The 17,857-nt window shown below is 61.6% G+C and carries 20 protein-coding genes; 6 read left to right on the top strand and 14 right to left on the bottom strand.

Annotated elements, in window-relative coordinates; all coding sequences use genetic code 11:
• Positions 1-10: 10 nt before the first annotated feature.
• Positions 11-928, top strand: coding sequence for a DNA-3-methyladenine glycosylase family protein (locus EYW45_RS10620; protein ID WP_161135310.1), 918 nt, complete (start codon positions 11-13; stop codon positions 926-928).
• A 163-nt stretch (positions 929-1,091) separates the two neighbouring features.
• Complete coding sequence (locus EYW45_RS10615) at positions 1,092-2,087, top strand: bile acid:sodium symporter family protein (RefSeq protein ID WP_161135309.1); 996 nt, start codon at positions 1,092-1,094, stop codon at positions 2,085-2,087.
• Positions 2,088-2,341: 254 nt separating this feature from the next.
• Here EYW45_RS10615 and EYW45_RS10610 read toward each other — a convergent pair whose 3' ends face one another.
• From EYW45_RS10610 to EYW45_RS10565, 10 genes are all read right to left on the bottom strand, one after another.
• A complete protein-coding gene (locus EYW45_RS10610) occupies positions 2,342-3,715 on the bottom strand; it encodes a replicative DNA helicase (RefSeq protein ID WP_161135308.1) in 1,374 nt (457 codons plus the stop codon).
• A complete protein-coding gene (locus tag EYW45_RS10605; RefSeq protein WP_161135307.1) occupies positions 3,712-4,548 on the bottom strand; it encodes a BUD32 family EKC/KEOPS complex subunit in 837 nt (278 codons plus the stop codon). The genes EYW45_RS10610 and EYW45_RS10605 overlap by 4 nt, the downstream gene beginning before the upstream one ends.
• A 109-nt stretch (positions 4,549-4,657) precedes the next feature.
• A complete protein-coding gene (gene rplI, locus EYW45_RS10600) occupies positions 4,658-5,113 on the bottom strand; it encodes a 50S ribosomal protein L9 (protein ID WP_161135306.1) in 456 nt (151 codons plus the stop codon).
• 14 nt (positions 5,114-5,127) lie between these two features.
• Positions 5,128-5,400: a 30S ribosomal protein S18 gene (rpsR, locus tag EYW45_RS10595; protein WP_161135305.1), complete on the bottom strand. Its 273-nt coding sequence runs from the start codon at positions 5,398-5,400 to the stop codon at positions 5,128-5,130.
• 141 nt (positions 5,401-5,541) lie between these two features.
• Positions 5,542-5,877, bottom strand: coding sequence for a primosomal replication protein N (priB, locus tag EYW45_RS10590; RefSeq protein ID WP_161135304.1), 336 nt, complete (start codon positions 5,875-5,877; stop codon positions 5,542-5,544).
• A 15-nt stretch (positions 5,878-5,892) separates the two neighbouring features.
• A complete protein-coding gene (rpsF, locus tag EYW45_RS10585) occupies positions 5,893-6,270 on the bottom strand; it encodes a 30S ribosomal protein S6 (protein ID WP_161135303.1) in 378 nt (125 codons plus the stop codon).
• 338 nt (positions 6,271-6,608) lie between these two features.
• Positions 6,609-7,406: a GTP cyclohydrolase FolE2 gene (gene folE2 / locus EYW45_RS10580; protein ID WP_161135302.1), complete on the bottom strand. Its 798-nt coding sequence runs from the start codon at positions 7,404-7,406 to the stop codon at positions 6,609-6,611.
• 158 nt (positions 7,407-7,564) lie between these two features.
• Complete coding sequence (dxs, locus tag EYW45_RS10575; protein WP_161135301.1) at positions 7,565-9,481, bottom strand: 1-deoxy-D-xylulose-5-phosphate synthase; 1,917 nt, start codon at positions 9,479-9,481, stop codon at positions 7,565-7,567.
• Between the two features lie 61 nt (positions 9,482-9,542).
• Positions 9,543-10,454: a polyprenyl synthetase family protein gene (locus EYW45_RS10570; RefSeq protein WP_161135300.1), complete on the bottom strand. Its 912-nt coding sequence runs from the start codon at positions 10,452-10,454 to the stop codon at positions 9,543-9,545.
• Positions 10,451-10,723, bottom strand: coding sequence for an exodeoxyribonuclease VII small subunit (locus EYW45_RS10565; protein WP_161135299.1), 273 nt, complete (start codon positions 10,721-10,723; stop codon positions 10,451-10,453). Before EYW45_RS10565 ends, EYW45_RS10570 begins: the two co-directional genes overlap by 4 nt.
• A 136-nt stretch (positions 10,724-10,859) precedes the next feature.
• Here EYW45_RS10565 and EYW45_RS10560 point away from each other — a divergent pair, with 136 nt between their 5' ends.
• A complete protein-coding gene (locus EYW45_RS10560; protein ID WP_161135298.1) occupies positions 10,860-11,903 on the top strand; it encodes an acyltransferase in 1,044 nt (347 codons plus the stop codon).
• 296 nt (positions 11,904-12,199) lie between these two features.
• Positions 12,200-13,345: an aromatic ring-hydroxylating oxygenase subunit alpha gene (locus EYW45_RS10555; protein ID WP_161135297.1), complete on the top strand. Its 1,146-nt coding sequence runs from the start codon at positions 12,200-12,202 to the stop codon at positions 13,343-13,345.
• A gap of 58 nt (positions 13,346-13,403) precedes the next feature.
• On the opposite strand, the gene EYW45_RS10550 is transcribed toward EYW45_RS10555, so the two are convergent.
• From EYW45_RS10550 to EYW45_RS10535, 4 genes are all read right to left on the bottom strand, one after another.
• Positions 13,404-13,661 (bottom strand): hypothetical protein, encoded by a 258-nt coding sequence (locus tag EYW45_RS10550; protein WP_161135296.1) that lies wholly within the window; start codon positions 13,659-13,661, stop codon positions 13,404-13,406.
• Positions 13,662-13,774: 113 nt separating this feature from the next.
• Complete coding sequence (locus EYW45_RS10545; RefSeq protein WP_161135295.1) at positions 13,775-14,197, bottom strand: pyridoxamine 5'-phosphate oxidase family protein; 423 nt, start codon at positions 14,195-14,197, stop codon at positions 13,775-13,777.
• A 140-nt stretch (positions 14,198-14,337) separates the two neighbouring features.
• Positions 14,338-15,234: a sulfurtransferase gene (locus EYW45_RS10540; protein WP_161135294.1), complete on the bottom strand. Its 897-nt coding sequence runs from the start codon at positions 15,232-15,234 to the stop codon at positions 14,338-14,340.
• A gap of 24 nt (positions 15,235-15,258) precedes the next feature.
• Complete coding sequence (locus tag EYW45_RS10535) at positions 15,259-16,122, bottom strand: DMT family transporter (protein WP_161135293.1); 864 nt, start codon at positions 16,120-16,122, stop codon at positions 15,259-15,261.
• A 164-nt stretch (positions 16,123-16,286) separates the two neighbouring features.
• Here EYW45_RS10535 and htpX point away from each other — a divergent pair, with 164 nt between their 5' ends.
• Together htpX and EYW45_RS10525 are read left to right on the top strand one after the other, a co-directional pair.
• Positions 16,287-17,168, top strand: a complete 882-nt coding sequence (gene htpX / locus EYW45_RS10530; protein ID WP_161135292.1) for a protease HtpX — start codon at positions 16,287-16,289, stop codon at positions 17,166-17,168.
• Positions 17,169-17,394: 226 nt separating this feature from the next.
• The gene (locus EYW45_RS10525; RefSeq protein WP_161135291.1) at positions 17,395-17,802 is read left to right on the top strand and encodes a general secretion pathway protein GspC; all 408 of its coding nucleotides are present in this window, start codon (positions 17,395-17,397) and stop codon (positions 17,800-17,802) included.
• The last annotated feature ends 55 nt before the right edge of the window (positions 17,803-17,857 follow it).

The raw sequence follows: 17,857 nt of genomic DNA, 5'->3' as shown, positions 1-17,857 counted from the left end.
GGACCACGCGTTGAACACCCGCATCGCCCGTCAGACGCTTGAATTGCCGTACACGCCGCCTTTCGACTGGGCGCGCCTGCTGCGCTTTTTCGCCGGGCATCAAACCCTCGGCATCGAACGCGTCACCGACACCGAATACACCCGCAGCATTCACTGGCTGGGCGACGACGGCATCCTGACGGTGCGTGACGATCCGCACCGTCACATGCTCATCGCAACCGTCGACGGCGCCGCGAGCCGACACATCGGCGATTTCGCGCCGGCGCTGTCGCGGATGTTCGACCTCGCCGCGGATCCGGACGCGATTCGCCGGGGGCTGTCGCACGACCCCGATCTCACACGCATGATCGCTGCCGCACCCGGCTTGCGCGTGCCCGGCACCTGGTCGAATTTCGAATTGATCGTCCGCGCCATCATTGGGCAGCAGGTCAGCGTCAAAGGTGCCACCACGGTTATCGGGCGCGTCGTCTCTCGGGCCGGAGAGCAGCTTGGCACCTTCGACGATGGGTCTGCCTGCTGGCGATTCCCCTCCCCGGCAGCCGTTGCACGTGCCGACCTGCACAAACTCGGCATGCCCTACAAACGCATCGCCACGCTGCAGCACGTCGCAGCTGTGGTCGCCAGCGGCGAGGTGCCGATCGAGACGCATCCGGCCAACACGCTGCCGCTTCGCCAGGCCCTGCTGGCCCTGCACGGCATCGGCCCCTGGACGGTGGGCTACGTCGCGATGCGGGCCTGGCGCGACCCCGATGCCTGGTTGGAAAGCGACCTGGTACTGAAACAGATCCTGCTGGCGCTGGACCCAACGGCCGCCACACTCGCCCAGCAACGTCTGCGCACGAATACCTGGCGACCGTGGCGCAGCTATGCAGTGATGCATTTGTGGAATAGCCTGGCAGATCGCACCGGGGCGGAACGCGGCGGTTGAGGTCACGTACCACGCATGCCAATACCCATGACGCCGAATGCCGGGCCGATCGACACAGACAGCTATTCGACAGCTAGGCCGTTTGTTTCAGGACTACAATGCCCCTCGTCTTCAAGCGATCGACCCGGATCGCTTTTTTTATATCGATCGCTCACTCTGCATCATGAAACGCCTGTCACGACTCTTGCCCGACCGCTTTATCCTGTTCCTGCTGAGCGCCGTAGCGCTGGCCAGTTTTTTCCCGGCACAGGGCCAAGCGCTCGTCGTCGTACAGTGGATCACCAATCTGGCCGTGGCCCTGTTGTTCTTCCTGCATGGCGCCCGCCTGTCGCGCGAAGCGATCGTCGCCGGCGCCACGCACTGGCGTTTGCATACGACCATCTTCACCGTCACGTTCGTGCTTTTCCCGATGCTCGGCCTGGCATTCAAGCCGCTGTTGCAGCCGCTTGTCACGCCTGAGCTCTACACCGGCGTCATGTTCCTGTGCTGCTTGCCGGCAACGGTGCAGTCGGCCATTGCCCTGACCTCCATGGCCCGCGGCAATATTCCCGCTGCCGTATGCAGCGCATCCGCATCCAGCCTGATCGGCATTTTCATCACCCCGCTGCTGGTCGGACTCGTGGTCGCTCAGGCCGCTGAAGCGCATATCTCGTTCGACGCCGTCGGCAAGATCATGCTGCAACTGTTGCTGCCGTTCGTGCTCGGGCAAATCGCCCGCCGCTGGATCGGTGCCTGGGTCCAACGCAAGAAGGCCATGCTCAAGTTTGTCGACCAAGGGTCGATTCTGCTGGTGGTGTACGTGGCGTTTTCGGAAGCAGTAACCGGTGGATTGTGGCGCGATACGCCGATTCCGGCGATTCTGGGTCTTGTGGTGGTCTGCGTGGTCATCCTGGCCGCCGCGCTGCTGATTTCGGTTCTTTTGGGCAAGCTGTTCAAGTTCAATACCGCCGATCGCATCACGCTGCTCTTCTGCGGTTCCAAGAAAAGCCTGGCGAGTGGTGTGCCGATGGCGCAGGTGCTGTTTGCCGGCAGCGCCGTGGGCGCCGTTGTGCTGCCCCTCATGCTCTTCCATCAGATCCAGTTGATGGTGTGCTCGGTGCTGGCGTCGCGCTACGCGAAACGGCCGATGGATCCGGCCGAGGAACTGGAACACGCCTGATGGGCGCAAAGCAGGTATGAAAAACGCGGCGTCTTTGCAGACCGCCGCGTTTTTTTTGATGGGTATAGATCCGTTCCCGCCCGGAATGGCCATTGGCGCTCGACGCCAATTCGACCCCTAACCGGACCTGCCTTCGCCCCCCTACCCGACCCCGATCCCGCCCGCCTGAATCCCGATTCCGTCCACCCGCAAGCGCCGATTCCACCGCCACCAAACCTGAATTCGGCCCGACACGGTTACCGACCGGGCCACACTCAATACGTTTGACCCGGGGTGAAGTTCAGGAAGCGCGTGCTCTGGCCTTGGAAGGTCATGCGTACCGTACCGATCGGCCCGTTACGCTGCTTGCCGATGATGATCTCGGCCGTGCCTTTATCCGGCGAATCGGGGTTGTAGACCTCGTCCCGGTAAATGAACAGGATCACGTCGGCATCCTGCTCGATAGCACCCGATTCGCGCAAGTCGCTCATCACCGGCCGTTTGTTGGGGCGCTGTTCCAGACTGCGGTTCAACTGCGAGAGCGCGATCAACGGGCAGCCCAGTTCCTTGGCCAAGCCCTTGAGCGAGCGGCTGATTTCCGAAATTTCGGTGGCCCGGTTTTCGCCACCCGAGTTACCCGACATGAGCTGGATATAGTCGATGATGATGAGGCCGAGCTGCCCGCATTGGCGCGCCAGACGACGCGCACGCGCGCGCAGCTCCATGGAAGTGAGTGCCGGCGTCTCATCGATGTACAACTGCGCATCCTGCATCATCTGCACGGCGTGCGTGACGCGCGGCCAGTCTTCCGGCAGCAACTTGCCGGTACGCATGCGATGCTGATCCAGCATCCCGACCGAACCCAGCATCCGCATGGCCAACTGCACCGCGCCCATTTCCATGGAAAACACGGCCACCGGCAGGCCCTGCTCGATGGCGACGTGTTCACCGATGTTCATCGAAAACGACGTTTTACCCATCGACGGTCGGCCGGCCACGATCACCAAGTCACCGGCCTGCAGACCGGACGTCATCTTGTCCAGATCGGCAAAACCCGTGGGCACGCCCGTCACATCCGAGGTGCTGTCGCGGTGGTACAGCTCGTCGATCCGCTCGACCACCTGGGTCAGCAGCGGCTGAATCACCTGGAAGCCCTGCGTACCGCGTGCGCCCTCTTGCGCGATCTTGAACACCTGCGTTTCAGCCTCGTCCAGAATCTGACGGGCTTCCTTGCCTTGGGGATTGAGCGCAGCCGACGAGATATCATCGGCGATCGACACCAGCTTGCGCAGCGTGGAACGCTCGCGAACGATCTCGGCGTAACGCCGGATGTTTGCCGCCGATGGGGTGTTGTGCGCCAACGCGTTCAGATAGGTCAGCCCGCCGGTTTCTTCCAGCTTGCCGCCCATGCTGAGCGATTCATTGACCGTGATCACGTCCGCCGGACGCGACAGGCCGATCAAACGCGCGATGTGGTTCCAGATCAGACGATGATCGTGGCGGTAGAAATCTTCCTCGAGCAACACATCGGCGATTTTGTCCCACGCCGAGTTGTCCAGCAGCAAGCCGCCCAGGACGGACTGTTCGGCTTCGACCGAATGCGGGGGTACCCGCAGATATTCGAGGGGGGAATCGGCAGCGGCGTTCATGATTTCAATAGTAAACGTAAGGTGTCGGCAACACGGTAAAAGCCCTTCACGTCGCGCCATTCCACACGACCCAGCACAGGTCGGAGCGCATCGGTAATGCGGCAAACCATCTTGCCCAGACGGGTCAGTTGTGCCCGTACGCCGGCATCGGGATGCCGGGCGAAATAAGTATCCAGCACGACCGGCCCGATCTCGCGCATATCCGCATCGGACACATGGCGCATCGCCATGAGGGACGAGAGCAGCTGGAACACATCGTAAGCCTGCGACAACGGCAACGATAACGCGCCGCCAATATTTTCCTCAAAGTCGATACGCCACAATTCGCCATCGCGCATGGTTTGATTGCGAACCTGCGCCCCGCCATGCCAAAAACCGCGCGCATGGAACGCGGCCAGATCTTCAGCCAGCGCGCGAGCCAGTTGCAGGCGTTCCAGCTGCGGCGCGGCTCGCAGCAGCAGCGCCACATTATCGCCCACATACTCAAGCGCCAGCACGCCAGGGCCTTCGAACCAGATGTTGGGGACTGCGCATCCCGCTTGCGAAAGAAACTTCAGCCGTTCAGCCTCGTAAGGCAACCCATTGCGCAACAGCAGATTGGGTGGCGGAAACTCGCCCAGCGCAACCTTGCAGGTCACGCCGATCGCAAACGCCCGCACATAGCGGATCGCATAACTGACGCCGCGCGCCACGCTCGGACGGCGGCGTTTGACGATGCACGGCACACCATCGACTTCGAGCCAGCGCACGCCGGGTTCTCGCGCCGGATCCATGGCCTGAAGGCGCGCTTCAAGGCCGGGCGGCGCGGTGCGATGATGCGGCGTATCGGTCAAAAGGTTTCCTAGTAGACGAACAGATCTAGTAGATGAACAAATGAAAAAAGCCGGCACACAGACCGGCTTTTTTGTACCGCAAGCGGTTAAAGGCGTGTGCCTCTAAGGCTTACGACATTTCGCCTTGAACCACAACGGTCACGTCCGACAGCACGTCAGCGTGCAGTTGAACCTGAACGGGGTATTCGCCGACGGTCTTGATTGCGCCGTTGGGCAGTTGCACTTGCGACTTTTCAACCGTTTCGAAGCCTTGCTTGCGCAGCTCGGCAGCGATGTCCATGTTCGTGACCGAACCGAACAGACGGCCGTCGACGCCGGCCTTTTGCGAAATCGTCAGCTTGAAGCCGTTGAGCTTCTCGCCAACCGATTGCGAAGCAGCCAGCTTTTCAGCCTGGGCTTTTTCGAGTTCGGCGCGGCGGGCTTCGAATTCCTTCAGCGCCGCTTCCGTGGCACGACGGGCCTTGCGCTGGGGAATCAGGAAATTGCGGGCGTAACCGTCACGCACGCGAACGACTTCACCCAGGTTGCCCAGGTTGACGACTTTTTCGAGCAGGATAATTTGCATATCGATCTCCCGGATCAGTTGTGGTTGTCGGTGTAAGGCAACAACGCCAGGAAACGCGCACGCTTGATGGCGGTATCCAGTTGACGTTGGTAGTGAGCCTTGGTGCCGGTCAAACGGGCGGGGATGATCTTGCCGTTTTCTTGCACGAAGTCGCGCAGCGTGTCGAGATCCTTGTAATCGATCTCTTCGACGCCGGCGGCGGTGAAGCGGCAGAACTTACGACGCTTGAACAGCGGGTTCTGCTGCGCGAATTTGCGTTTCTCTTTGCGTTTTCCGAAGAAAGCCATGATGTGCCTCTTTGTTTGCTTCGGATCTTTCGATCCGTCATCTATCCGAATTCGTTAGGACGGTGAACCGTCCCGCTTGTGTCTGCTTGGGTGATGCGTCGAGCCGAATCTTGTCGTTTTGCAGTACCGGAGGTGTCAGCCTCAAGCCACCAAGGGATCGTTGCCTCCACCGACCACGTTTGCCTTTTGCAAGTGCATGCGCAGCTTGGCGGAATCCTTACGTACTGGAGCGAGGAAACCCTCGACATCGAGCACCGAACCCAGTGGCATATCCACCAGAAGCAGTGCCAGATCACCCAGCGCGATCGCCCCAATCGTGAGATCGACGCGGCGCGGTAACCCGGCTTCGACGACTTCAGCGGTGTGGCTGAACAACAACTCCAATGCGGGCAACCCTGCGGGAGTGTGACGTAGCGGCTCTCTTTCGAGTACCTGCACAGTCATCAACAACCGGTTGACGGGCAAACCCGCTGCCATAACGACAGCGTCCGATTACTCAGCCGCCGGAGCAGCCGTAGCTTCCGACGAGGCCTTGCGCGCTTCTTCGCGTTCGACCGACTTCATCATCAACGACGGGGTGGCTTGAGCCTTCTTGGTCTTGATGACCAGATGGCGCAACACGGCGTCGTTGTAGCGGAACGAGTGTTCGAGCTCGTCGAGCGTGCCTTGGCCGCACTCGATGTTCAGGCACACATAGTGAGCCTTGACGAGTTTCTGGATCGGATAGGCCAGTTGACGACGGCCCCAGTCTTCCAGACGATGAACCGAGCCACCTTGGCCGGTCACGAGGGTCTGGTAGCGTTCGATCATGGCGGGCACTTGCTCGCTTTGATCGGGATGAACGATAAACACTACTTCGTAGTGGCGCATGGATAATACTCCTTGAGGATATTTCACCGGTGTGCCCACCGGCAAAACAGCCCGTCGGCCAAAAAACCTCTGGCAGATCGAGCAAGAAAGCCTTCGATTATCGCTGTACTGGCTTTAAAACGCAATGGCCGCGTGATCCGAGCGTGCACCGCCCCTATCCAAGCGGCCTCGAACGTCGCCTGGCACCCACAGCAACAGCGTGAAGCATCCCCTCGGGTGATTCTCCGACGGCCTACGCCCCACATCGCACGGCATGCCAGCATCGCCCGGAAACAGAAAGCGAATCGGGCCGGCCTCCCCTCAAGGACGCCGGCCCGTCAATCACCGAATCGCGCGCGTCAGCCTTCGACGACCGCGTAAGCCGAGTGATTGTGAATCGATTCGAAGTTTTCGGCTTCGATGCGATAACGCGCCACACCGGGCAAGGCGCCGATACGGGCCGCCACGTCGCGCACCAGATCTTCGACGAACTTCGGATTGTCGTAGGCGCGTTCGGTCACGAACTTCTCGTCCGGTCGCTTGAGCAGCCCCCACAACTCGCAGGATGCCTCCTGCTCCACTGCGCGAATGATGCCTTCCATATCCACCGTCTCAGTCGTGACGGCGAATACCGTCACGTGCGAACGCTGGTTGTGGGCGCCGTATTCGGAAATCGCCTTGGAACAGGGGCACAGGCTCGTCACCGGCACCTGAACCACCAACTCGAACTCCACCGATTCGCCCACCGCACGTGCGATCCACTGCACTTCATAGTCGAGCAAGCTCTGCACACCGGATACCGGTGCCGACTTATTGACGAAGTACGGGAAAGCCGCCGTGAGATCGCCACGCTCTGCGTGCAGCAGCGGCAACATTTCGCGCGCCATGCCGCTGAACAACGCCGGCGTCATGGGCACCGAGCGGTGCTTTTCGAGCAGGGCGATGAAACGCGACATGTGCGTGCCCTTCTCTTCGGCAGGCAGCGCCACGGTCAGCGTCCAGTTGGCCACGGTAGGCTGCGCCGAGCCGTCGCCGGCTTGCACCAGCATCGGATGGCGAACGCCGCGAATACCCACGCGTTGAATCGGGATGTGCCGAGTGTCTTGCGAACTCTGCACATCGGGCATGACCAAAGCAGGGTCGATGGGGGAATTCATATGCTTACCTGTCGAGGCCGCTCATCGCGAGACGAGAGGCCAGGAAATATTAGAGGAGTCCATTATGGCGCATGAAACGCTGCCAACCCCGTAAAAACCCTGTAGGGGTTGGTGGGATTTGCTGCGACGCACTGTCTTGCCATCGCACCAGTCCCGAATCAGACCGACTTGGCCGCTTTAGGTTCGATGGACGGTACCGCACGCAAGCCGGCGGCTGCGGGCGCCGGGAAGCGCGCCCGGATGGACGCTTCGATGCCCTTCGCATCCAGGCCCTGCTGCGCCAGCAAAGCGACCTGATCGCCATGGTCGATGAAGGCATCCGGCAAACCCAGTTGCAACACGGGCTTGACGAGTTGCGCAGCATTGAGCGACTCGCACACCGCACTGCCGGCCCCGCCCATGATGGCTGCATCCTCGATCGTGACAAACGCGTCGTGACTACCCGCCAGACCGGCAATCAATGCCGCATCGATGGGTTTGACGAAACGCATGTCAACCACGGTGGCGTTAAGCGCCTCACCTGCCACCAACGCCGGTTGGAGCAGCGTGCCGAATGCCAGAATCGCGATCCGCTCGCCTTCGCGCCGCACCACGCCGCGGCCCACGGGCACGTCGGACAACCCCGTTTCAATCGCGGCGCCGCAGCCGGCCCCTCGGGGATAACGCACGGCAGCCGGCCCGTTATGGCGATAACAGGTACTCAGCAGCAAACGGGTTTCATTTTCATCGGACGGTGTGGCGATCACCATATTCGGGATGCAGCGCATGAAGGCGATGTCGTAATTGCCTGCATGCGTGGCACCATCGGCGCCCACCAATCCCGCACGGTCCAGCGCGAAGGTTACATCCAGGTTCTGCAAGGCCACGTCATGGATCATCTGATCGTAGCCGCGCTGCAGAAACGTCGAGTAGATGGCAACCACGGGCTTCTGCCCTTCACATGCCAGGCCGGCGGCGAAAGTCACCGCATGTTGCTCGGCGATGCCCACGTCGAAATAGCGTGTGGGAAACCGTTGTTCGAACGCAACGAGGCCACTGCCTTCACGCATGGCCGGCGTGATGCCGCAAAGCTTGTCATCCACTGCGCCCATGTCGCACAGCCATTGTCCAAAAACCTGCGTGAACGTGGTCTTGCCCGGGCCAGTGGCCTTTTGGATTCCCACGGCCGGATCGAACTTGCCCGGGCCGTGATAAAGCACCGGATCGGCCTCGGCCAGCTTGTAGCCTTGCCCCTTCTTGGTCACCACGTGCAGGAATTGCAATCCGCCCAGCGCCCGCAGGTTCTGCAGGGTGGGCACCAGCGCATCGAGATCGTGACCGTCGATCGGGCCGACATAATTGAAGCCGAACTCTTCAAACATCGTCGCCGGCACGATCATGCCCTTGGCATGCTCTTCGAAACGGCGAGCCAGTTCGAGCACGGGCGGCACATGCTGCAGCACCGCCCGACCGACGTTCTTGGCCGTGGCGTAAAACTGACCGCTCATCAGGCGAGCGAGATAGCGATTCAACGCGCCTACCGGCGGCGAAATCGACATATCGTTGTCGTTCAGAATGACGAGCAGATTGATATCGGGCGTGACACCCGCATTGTTCATCGCCTCGAAGACCATCCCAGCCGACATCGCGCCGTCGCCGATCACCGCAATGTGCTGACGTGAGATGCCGGCGTTGCGGGAGGCCACCGCCATCCCCAGTGCTGCAGAAATCGACGTCGACGAGTGCGCGGTGCCGAATGCGTCGTACTCCGACTCGCTGCGCTTCGGAAAGCCCGAGATTCCGTCCTGCTGACGCAGCGACGTCATGCCGGCCCGGCGGCCCGTCAATATCTTGTGCGGGTAGGACTGGTGGCCCACATCCCAGACGATGCGATCGTGCGGTGTGGCGAACACGTGGTGCAACGCCAACGTCAGCTCGACCGTGCCGAGGTTGGACGACAAATGGCCGCCCGTGGCCGACACCGACTCCAGAACGAACCCGCGTAACTCGCCGGCAAGCGTCTTGAGGTCGCGTCGATCCAGCCCTTTCAGATCGTCAGGGGTTTGGATGCGGTCCAGAAGTTCAGTGTTGGTCATACGCACATCATCAATTAGGAAGCGTTGCCCGCGCAAGTAGCGCGCCGGGCGCAAATGCCGGTCAGCGGTCGCGCAGCACGATGAAGTCGGCCAGTTGAGCCAACCGGGCGCCCGTCCCGCCCAGCGGTGCCAATGCACCCAGGGCTGCCAAACGAAGCTCTTCAGCAAATGCGCGCGCCGGCTCGAGGCCCAGCAGCGACACATAAGTCGGTTTATTTTCGGCGGCATCCTTGCCTGGCGTTTTGCCGAGCGCCGCGCTATCGGCGGTCACGTCGAGGATGTCGTCCACCACCTGAAACGCCAATCCAATCGCCTGCGCATAGGCGTCAAGCGCCCGGCGCGTGCTGGAACTCGCCCCCGCCACGATGCCGCCCAACGCCACACTCGCTTCGAGCATGGCGCCGGTTTTCATACTGTGCATGATCTGGAGCTCATCGCGCGTGAGCGCATGGCCCACACTTTGCAGGTCGATCGCCTGACCGCCGGCCATGCCTTGGCTGCCGCTCGCACGGGTAAGCACGTAAACCGCCTGTACTACGAGTGCAGGCGCGATCGGCATCTCGGCCAGCAACTCGAAGGCCAGCGGCTGCAAGGCGTCGCCCGCCAGCATTGCGGTGGCTTCGTCATAGCGGATATGCACCGTGGGCCGGCCCCGGCGCAGCGTGTCGTCGTCCATACACGGCAGATCGTCATGCACCAGCGAGTAGGCATGCACGAGTTCGACGGCAGCCGCCGCGCGGTCCAGCGACGCGTCCAGCGCGATCGTGTTGCCGCCGGTGTAGCACGCCGCACCCGCTGCGTACACGAGCGCCGCACGCACACGCTTGCCACCGCCCAGCACGGCATATCGCATGGCATCGTGCAGGCGCATCGGCACATCGTCGGCCGCCGGCATATGCTCGTCGAGTACCGACTCCACATGCTGGGCGCGTTGCACCAGCCACTCTTCAAAAGCGAGGTGACCGTCCTTCATCCTTGGGCGTCGTCATCCAGTGCTGCACGATCCAGAGGGCGCAACAGCTCGCCTTCCAGAACCTTGACCTGCTGTTCAGCGCTGGCCAGACGATCCTGGCAAATGCGCGACAGCGCCACGCCGCGGCGATAGGCGGCGAGCGACTGTTCGAGCGGCAAGCCGCCATCTTCCATGGACGCCACGAGGTTTTCGAGTTCGGCCAGCGCCGATTCGAAATCCTGCGGATCCGATTCGGCCGACGCGGCGTTGGAAGGTTTAGAAGTGACCATTGCTGTCCAAGCGGCAAGGCGCCGCATGAGTTGTTCAGCCCAACATTGTACGAGATCGCACCTTCATAACGCTCGCATCAAGTCCTAACCCTTGGATACAGCCCTCAGACGATGCCAACTGTTACGGTTAGGGTATATGCGTATTGCCGAATTTCATCACACTCACGACGCCGTTCGCGAACGGCTCTCTCGGCTCGACACGGCCCGATGGCTCGCGGCGGCGGCCGTCGTACTGCTGCATAGCGCCGCGCAAACCCTGGGCGACGGCGGCGCCACTTACGGCTCCGATGCCTGGATCGCCGCCAACGTTTACGACTCGGCGGCCCGGTGGTGTGTGCCGGTGTTCGTGATGATCAGCGGCGCACTGCTGCTCGATCCCGGCAAACCGCAAGGTGGGCTGAAGCGCTTTTATCAGAAGCGCATGGCCCGCGTGTTGACACCGTTGGTCTTCTGGACGCTTTTTTTCCTGGGCTGGCGGATGTGGCAGGAATGGCTCGACACGCGCGTGATGGATCCCGCCACACCGTTACGCACCGTGGCGATGGGCACGCCCTATTACCACCTGTGGTACCTGTACATGATCGTGGGGCTGTATCTCTTCGCCCCATTCGTGCGAACGCTTTACGCCCGGATCAGCGACAAACAGCGGCTCTTCGCTGTGGCGGCGATGCTCGGACTGGCCGTGGGCGAGGCGATCTACCGGCAAATCATGGACGCGCCCAACGGCTTCTTCATGACGTGGTTCGTGCCCTACATCGGCTATTTCATCGCCGGCCGGATGATCTTCGAGGGTCGTCTGCGGATTCCGGTGCCGGGCCTGATCGTGGCGGCCTCGGTGATTGCAACCGCAGCCGGGGTGTACCTGTGGTCGGATGCGGACCAGTTCTACGGTTATTTCTACGATAACTTCAGCATCACCGTGGCGCCGATGTCGGTTGCGATGTTCCAGTGGCTGGTGTCGGGCCCGCGCCTGCCGCGCCTGGCCGGGCTGGGGCCGCTCACTTTCGGCATCTATCTCGTGCATCCCGTGTTTCTGGACCTGGCTCGCCGGGGTGGCGCGTTCTCGGGCGACGCGGTCGATATCGTTGCCGTCCCGCTGATCGCCGTCATCACGTTCGCGCTCTCGGCGGTGGCCAGTTGGCTCCTCCTCAGGCATCCCATCACGCGCAAGCTCATTTGAGCTCCGGTGTTCGGCATATCGGTTTCCGCAGCGAACGATCCGAAGCGCATAAGGTCTCACCCTGTCATTGCGACGTCCCGGCAATCGTGCCTGGGTGTCACAAACAAGCCACATTGGGTGAGGTGAACCATAGAAGGACTGCTGCACTGTGCTACGCGCGCGCTCCACTTGAAGACCCCGGCTGAACGGGGACGCTGTGGGGTACAATCCAGCTTTACTGATCGGCCAGCCCGACTTTTCTTCGCGCCAGAACGGATCCCCGCCGTCCTGGCTTTTTTATCCGAGCGGAGGGAATCATGACCGACATCGGTCGGATGGCACATCTGGTGCCAGCACGCACCCAGCTACCCGTCAGTGCCTACTTTGACGACGCCCGCTTTGCGCGCGAGCTGGAAGTAATCTTTAAACAATCGTCGCAGTACATCGGCCATGAAAAATCCGTGCCCGAAGTTGGCGATTGGCGCACGCTCGTCCAGGAAAAGAATGGGCGGGCACTGGTTCGTAACGCCCAAGGCGTCGAACTGCTTTCGAACGTCTGCCGCCATCGGCAGTCGCTGATGCTGGGCGGCGTGCCGGGAAACGTATCCGGCAACGTCAACACGCATGGCTCGCTCGCCAAGAGCGGTGGCAATATCGTTTGCCCCTTGCACCGCTGGACGTACGACGACCGCGGTGAGCTTTTGGGCGCCCCGGCGTTTGACAGCACGCCCTGCATGAACCTCGAACGCTTCCGCCTGCGCGATTGCCACGGCCTGTTGTTCGAGGGCCCGCGCGATCCCGCCAAGGACATGGCCGGCCTGTTTTCGCGACCCGAATTCAACTTTGGCGACTACGTGCTCGACCACGTTGAGGTGCATCAGTGCAACTACAACTGGAAGACCTTCATCGAGGTATATCTCGAGGATTACCACGTGGGCCCATTCCACCCGGGCCTGGGGCGCTTCGTCGCTTGCGACGATCTGACCTGGGAATTCGGCGACTGGCACAGCCTGCAACGCGTGGGTGTACACAGCGCGCTCGCGCAGCCGGGTTCGGATGTCTACAAGCAGTGGCATGACCGCGTGCTCGACTTCCGCGGCGGTGAAGAGCCTGATTTCGGTGCGATCTGGGTCACCTACTTCCCCACGCACATGATCGAGCTCTATCCGCACGTGCTCGTGCTGTCCACGCTTTATCCCGTGAGTCCGCAAGAAACGATCAACGTGGTCGAGTTCTATTACCCCGAGGAGATCGCGGCGTTCGAGCGCGAATTCGTCGAGGCGCAACGCGCGGCTTACATGGAAACTGCTATCGAGGATGACGAGATTGCCGAACGTATGGATGCCGGCCGGCTGGCACTGATGAAGCGTGGCGTGAGCGAAAGCGGCCCCTATCAATCGCCAATGGAAGACGGCATGCAGCACTTCCACGAGTGGTATCGCCGGATCATGGACGAGCGATAATTCCCAAAAAAATGGCGGCCAATCTACGGGCCGCCATTTTTACTTCCGCGCCATTTCCTCAACTCGCATTCGCAGAGCCAATCATCAAACCGCCCATCAGCAGCAAAAAAGCCATCAATATGGCGGTAACCTCATTGATCGTGTCGGCGCTCACCGTGCCCACACTGTTCTTGATGATCACGGTATTCATCTTCCCTGCAATCGCCTTTTTCATCGGCATGTCAGCCTTTGTGAAGGCATGCCGCAATCCTGCCATCTCGCTGGGCGTCAAAACGTTGGCGCTGGCGTCCGTATGGGTTTCGATGGGCACCTTCATCGGCTGCATCTATTTGATCAACACGGGATATCGCGCCTGAAACCAGGCGCTCCGAAACGCGATCACGCCAGATTCAGATAGCGATGTCGATGCCCTCGAGTCACGCCTGTGTGTCAGACGTTTAACTCGACTTCACCGCCGTCTTCGCCATCCCAGTAATGAATCCTGTCGGCGGCGACCTTGATCATGACGACGCCGTCGGTATCGATCCCGTCCTCGAACCAATTATCCAAATCAGGCGTCCAGTGCTTCTCGAATTGGGCCTTGTCGCGGATCAATGTGGCTTTGCCCTGGACAGACACTAAAAACGTCTTCGATCCCTGAAAACCCAGATGCACAAACGGGTTGCGCTCGATATCCTTCACCATTCGCGACTGCGCCCAGGTGAAGTAGTACGAGGTTCCCTCGTACGCCACCTCGCCGTTGTTGCTCATGGGGCGGCTGGCGATCAAACCGCCATCGGTAAATGTGGACAGCATCGTGATGTCGATCTCACGCATGGCGTCAGCGAGTTCGGGCAAGCTCATTGTGGGCATGGTTTGTCTCCTGTTGGGTGGCCGTCATCGCGCAAGGGATATACCCAAACAAAAAGCCGCGCCGCCCGTTCAGGGTGCGCGGCTTTCGCCTTTCGCGGTACGACTTGGCTGAGCGCCAACCCGAGATCAGCCTGTACCGATCAGGGCTTTTCACCCGTGGCGACGGGCCGGGAGCTGTCGCTCACCCATTCGCTCCATGAACCGGGATAGAGCCGCGAGCCGCTCAAGCCTGCCACCTCCATGGCCAGCAGGTTGTGGGTGGCGGTAATTCCTGAGCCACATTGGTGCACAACCTGCTCAGCCGGAACACCATCGAGCAATGCCAGATACTCCTCACGCAGCACGTCGGCAGACTTAAAGCGCCCATCCTCTCCCAGGTTGCCCGTATTGGGACGATTGCGCGCACCCGGGATATGGCCTGCGACGGGATCCATCGGCTCGACCTCACCGCGATAGCGCGGCGCGGCGCGGGCATCGAGCACCGTAAAGGTCGGATGCTCGATGTTGGCAAGCACGGCGTCGGCGTCCACAGCGCCCATCGTGCCGGCACCGAACGACGTCGGGCTTGCCGCGGTTTGCCCAGCCTGCTTCGGCGGCTGCGTTGCGGCCTGATCCGCCGGCGCTTCGGTCTGCTGCGTCAACCCTGCAGCCACCCACGCCTGCCAGCCACCGTCGAGCACCTGCACGTTGCGGTGACCGATCCAGTTCAACATCCACCACAAATGCGCGGCATACATGCCGCCGCTGGCGTCATACGCCACCACATGCGTCTCTGGCGTCACGCCGAGCGCCGCCATATGGGCCGCGAAAACCTCGGGTTGGGGCAACGGATGGCGGCCGTTCTTGCCGGTTTTTGCGGCAGCAAGTTCCGTCTCGTGATCGATATGCACTGCCCCGGGGATATGGCCGGCGTCATACGCGCGGCGCCCGGCAGCATGATCGACGAGATCGTGGCGCACATCGAATACGCGCACCTGGCCCGTACTGTCGGCCAACAGATGGCCCAGCGCTTCGGCGCTGATCAAGGGGTGGGTCATGATGGAATCTCCTAGCGTTGCAACTTATGCCGGGCGTGCCACACGGTTCTCGCGCATCGTGCGCCAGACCGACAACAGGCCGGCGAAGATAATGAGGCCGATACCGCCCCACGCCCATGCGTCGAGCTGATCGCCGAAAAAGCCGACGCCCAGCAAGGCCGCGAAAATAATGGTGGTGTACTGCAGTGCGGCCGTCAGCAAGGGCGAACCCAGCCCGAAGGCGCGCGTGAGGGCCAACTGGCCGCACAGCCCGGTCAGTCCTACAGCGCCAAGCGCCATGTAACCCGTGGGCCCGGTATGGCCGAACCCTTCAATTGAAACGCCGATCACGCTGCTCAGGCACACGGCAATCGAAAAATACAGCACTGTGCGCCACTCGGGCTCGCCGATGCTGCCTAGCTGGCGGATCTGCATCATCGCCACGGCAGACATCGCGCCTGCGCCCAAGCCAAACATCGCCGCGATCCACTCATCACCGCTGATACTGGGGCGCAACATGGTCACCACGCCTAGAAATCCGAGGACCACTGCGGCGATTCGCACAGGATCGCGTTGCGCGCCACCCCAGCCCAGCATCCAGCAAGCGATGAAGAGCGGCGCCGTGTAATTCAGACTGGTGGCCGTGGCCAACGGAAGGTGAGACAAGGCGACAAAGCCCAGCCACATTGAACTCACACCAGCGATATTGCGCCAGATATGCCGGCGCCAGTGGGGAGAGATGAGGGGAAGCCGCCCGCTGCGCGCGAAAATCAGCAGCAATACGACGGACGGCATGCCACGGAACAACACCACTTCAGGAAGCGAAGCGCCCTGCTCGATTGCCAGTTTGACGGCCGACCCCATCAGCGCAAACATGGCTGAGGCCAGCAACATCCAGAGAGCCTGCATGGAATTGCGCGTTAGATGGGGTGAAGGTGGGCGAAAAAAAGCGGCGAACCGTTACTATACTCCGCGTTAACCCCCACTCGGCGCGCGGGCGCCAATAGGGGAACTGCTTTTTTACCGGACAGTCCAACCCGGTACATCTCGCTTGCAGAGGAACATAAGAAACCATGAAACGCGTCATTTTGTTCGTCGTCACCAACCTTGCGGTGATGCTCGTCCTGTCGGCCACGCTGCGCATTTTCGGCATCGACCGCATGTTTGCCGGCCAGGGCCTGAACGTCACCGCCCTGCTGATTTTCTCGGTCGTCGTCGGCTTCACCGGCGCCATCATCTCGCTGTTGATGAGCAAGAAGATGGCCAAGTGGAGCGTAGGCGCGCAGGTCATCGACCCCAATGCGCCCAATGGTCAGCGCGAAATCTGGGTGCTCGATACGGTGAATCAGCTGGCTGACCGGGCCGGCATCGGCCGCCCCGAAGTCGCGATTTACGAAGGCGAGCCCAACGCGTTCGCCACGGGTGCCTTCAAGAACGATTCGCTCGTCGCCGTATCGACCGGCCTGCTCAACAGCATGACCGAAGAAGAAGTGGCTGCCGTGCTGGCGCACGAAGTGGCTCACATCGCCAACGGCGACATGGTCACCCTCACCTTGATTCAAGGCGTGGTGAATACGTTCGTGGTGTTCCTGGCCCGCGTGGTCGGCTACTTCGTCGACCGCATCGTGCTCAAGAACGAGCGCGGCAACGGTATCGGCTACTTTGTCACCGTGATCGCTTGTGAGATCCTGTTCGGCGTCGCGGCGTCGATCATCGTGGCGTGGTTCTCGCGCCAGCGCGAGTATCGTGCGGATGCCGGCTCGGCCCAGTTGATGGGTGGCCGCGAACCGATGATCCGCGCCCTGGCCCGTTTGGGCGGCATCGAGTCGACCGATCTCCCCAAGACGTTCGAAGCGTCAGGCGTCACCGGCGGCCGCGCAATTGCGGCACTGTTCTCCACGCACCCGCCCATCCCGTCGCGGATCGCCGCGCTGCAGAGCATGCCGGTGCGCTGATATCGGCGCACCTGCTCAAACCGCGCCGTGAAACGTCACCGATGCATTGAGCGGCTGGCGCGCGTCGCGTAAAGCCAAAAAGGGCCTTCGATTACCGAAGGCCCTTTTTAATTACCGAGGGCCCTTCTTACGGGGCGCGTTGCATTCAAACTGTCATACCGCGCCCCTACACTTCCACCCCATGCGCGTGTTATCTGCTCCTTCCCCCGACCTCTGGCCTGCCCTGGTGAGAATCGCTGCCGCGATCGCAATCGCCATCGGTATCGGTCTGGCGGCTGCCCTGCTGCTTGCCCCCCACCCGGGTGCGCTGCCGCCTGCGATCATGGCGGCGCCGCCCCCGTCGATCGACACTTCGCCCGCCGCGCGCCTCTTCGGCAAGAACGAAGCGCTCACCACACAAGTGGTGGTGGCCGGCATCATCAGCGGTGAAGAAAGCGGCGCCGCGGTTCTCAAGATCGACGGCGGTCCGGCCGCAGCGTGGCGTGTGGGCCAGGAGATTGCCCCCGGCCTGGTGCTCATCGGCGTGGATGCCAACGGCATCGAGCTCGAACGCGACAGCGGCAAATTGCGGGTGTCGGCACCGCAGTCCGATGCCGCCGTGGCAGGCATTCGTACGCTACCCGACGCGCGATAGCCGGCCCTGCAGCGTCCCGGCGTCGGCGACATCGATCGTCGCCCCTTCAGCGCCG

The organism is Schauerella aestuarii (assembly GCF_009866805.1).
Lineage (GTDB): Bacteria > Pseudomonadota > Gammaproteobacteria > Burkholderiales > Burkholderiaceae_B > Schauerella > Schauerella aestuarii.
Note: the sequence above shows the minus strand (reverse complement) of the source record. Positions and strands in the feature narration are given on the sequence as shown.

Bases quoted from the DNA above. Each gene is read 5' to 3' on its own strand.
- rplI (WP_161135306.1), bottom strand. From the start codon at position 5,113: ATGCAAATTATCCTGCTCGAAAAAGTCGTCAACCTGGGCAACCTGGGT.
- EYW45_RS10615 (WP_161135309.1), top strand. From the start codon at position 1,092: ATGAAACGCCTGTCACGACTCTTGCCCGACCGCTTTATCCTGTTCCTG.
- EYW45_RS10535 (WP_161135293.1), bottom strand. From the start codon at position 16,122: ATGCAGGCTCTCTGGATGTTGCTGGCCTCAGCCATGTTTGCGCTGATG.
- EYW45_RS10565 (WP_161135299.1), bottom strand. From the start codon at position 10,723: ATGGTCACTTCTAAACCTTCCAACGCCGCGTCGGCCGAATCGGATCCG.
- rpsF (WP_161135303.1), bottom strand. From the start codon at position 6,270: ATGCGCCACTACGAAGTAGTGTTTATCGTTCATCCCGATCAAAGCGAG.
- EYW45_RS10560 (WP_161135298.1), top strand. From the start codon at position 10,860: ATGCGTATTGCCGAATTTCATCACACTCACGACGCCGTTCGCGAACGG.
- rpsR (WP_161135305.1), bottom strand. From the start codon at position 5,400: ATGGCTTTCTTCGGAAAACGCAAAGAGAAACGCAAATTCGCGCAGCAG.
- folE2 (WP_161135302.1), bottom strand. From the start codon at position 7,406: ATGAATTCCCCCATCGACCCTGCTTTGGTCATGCCCGATGTGCAGAGT.
- htpX (WP_161135292.1), top strand. From the start codon at position 16,287: ATGAAACGCGTCATTTTGTTCGTCGTCACCAACCTTGCGGTGATGCTC.
- EYW45_RS10570 (WP_161135300.1), bottom strand. From the start codon at position 10,454: ATGAAGGACGGTCACCTCGCTTTTGAAGAGTGGCTGGTGCAACGCGCC.
- EYW45_RS10550 (WP_161135296.1), bottom strand. From the start codon at position 13,661: ATGAAGGTGCCCATCGAAACCCATACGGACGCCAGCGCCAACGTTTTG.
- EYW45_RS10555 (WP_161135297.1), top strand. From the start codon at position 12,200: ATGACCGACATCGGTCGGATGGCACATCTGGTGCCAGCACGCACCCAG.
- EYW45_RS10610 (WP_161135308.1), bottom strand. From the start codon at position 3,715: ATGAACGCCGCTGCCGATTCCCCCCTCGAATATCTGCGGGTACCCCCG.
- EYW45_RS10540 (WP_161135294.1), bottom strand. From the start codon at position 15,234: ATGACCCACCCCTTGATCAGCGCCGAAGCGCTGGGCCATCTGTTGGCC.
- EYW45_RS10545 (WP_161135295.1), bottom strand. From the start codon at position 14,197: ATGCCCACAATGAGCTTGCCCGAACTCGCTGACGCCATGCGTGAGATC.
- dxs (WP_161135301.1), bottom strand. From the start codon at position 9,481: ATGACCAACACTGAACTTCTGGACCGCATCCAAACCCCTGACGATCTG.
- priB (WP_161135304.1), bottom strand. From the start codon at position 5,877: ATGGCAGCGGGTTTGCCCGTCAACCGGTTGTTGATGACTGTGCAGGTA.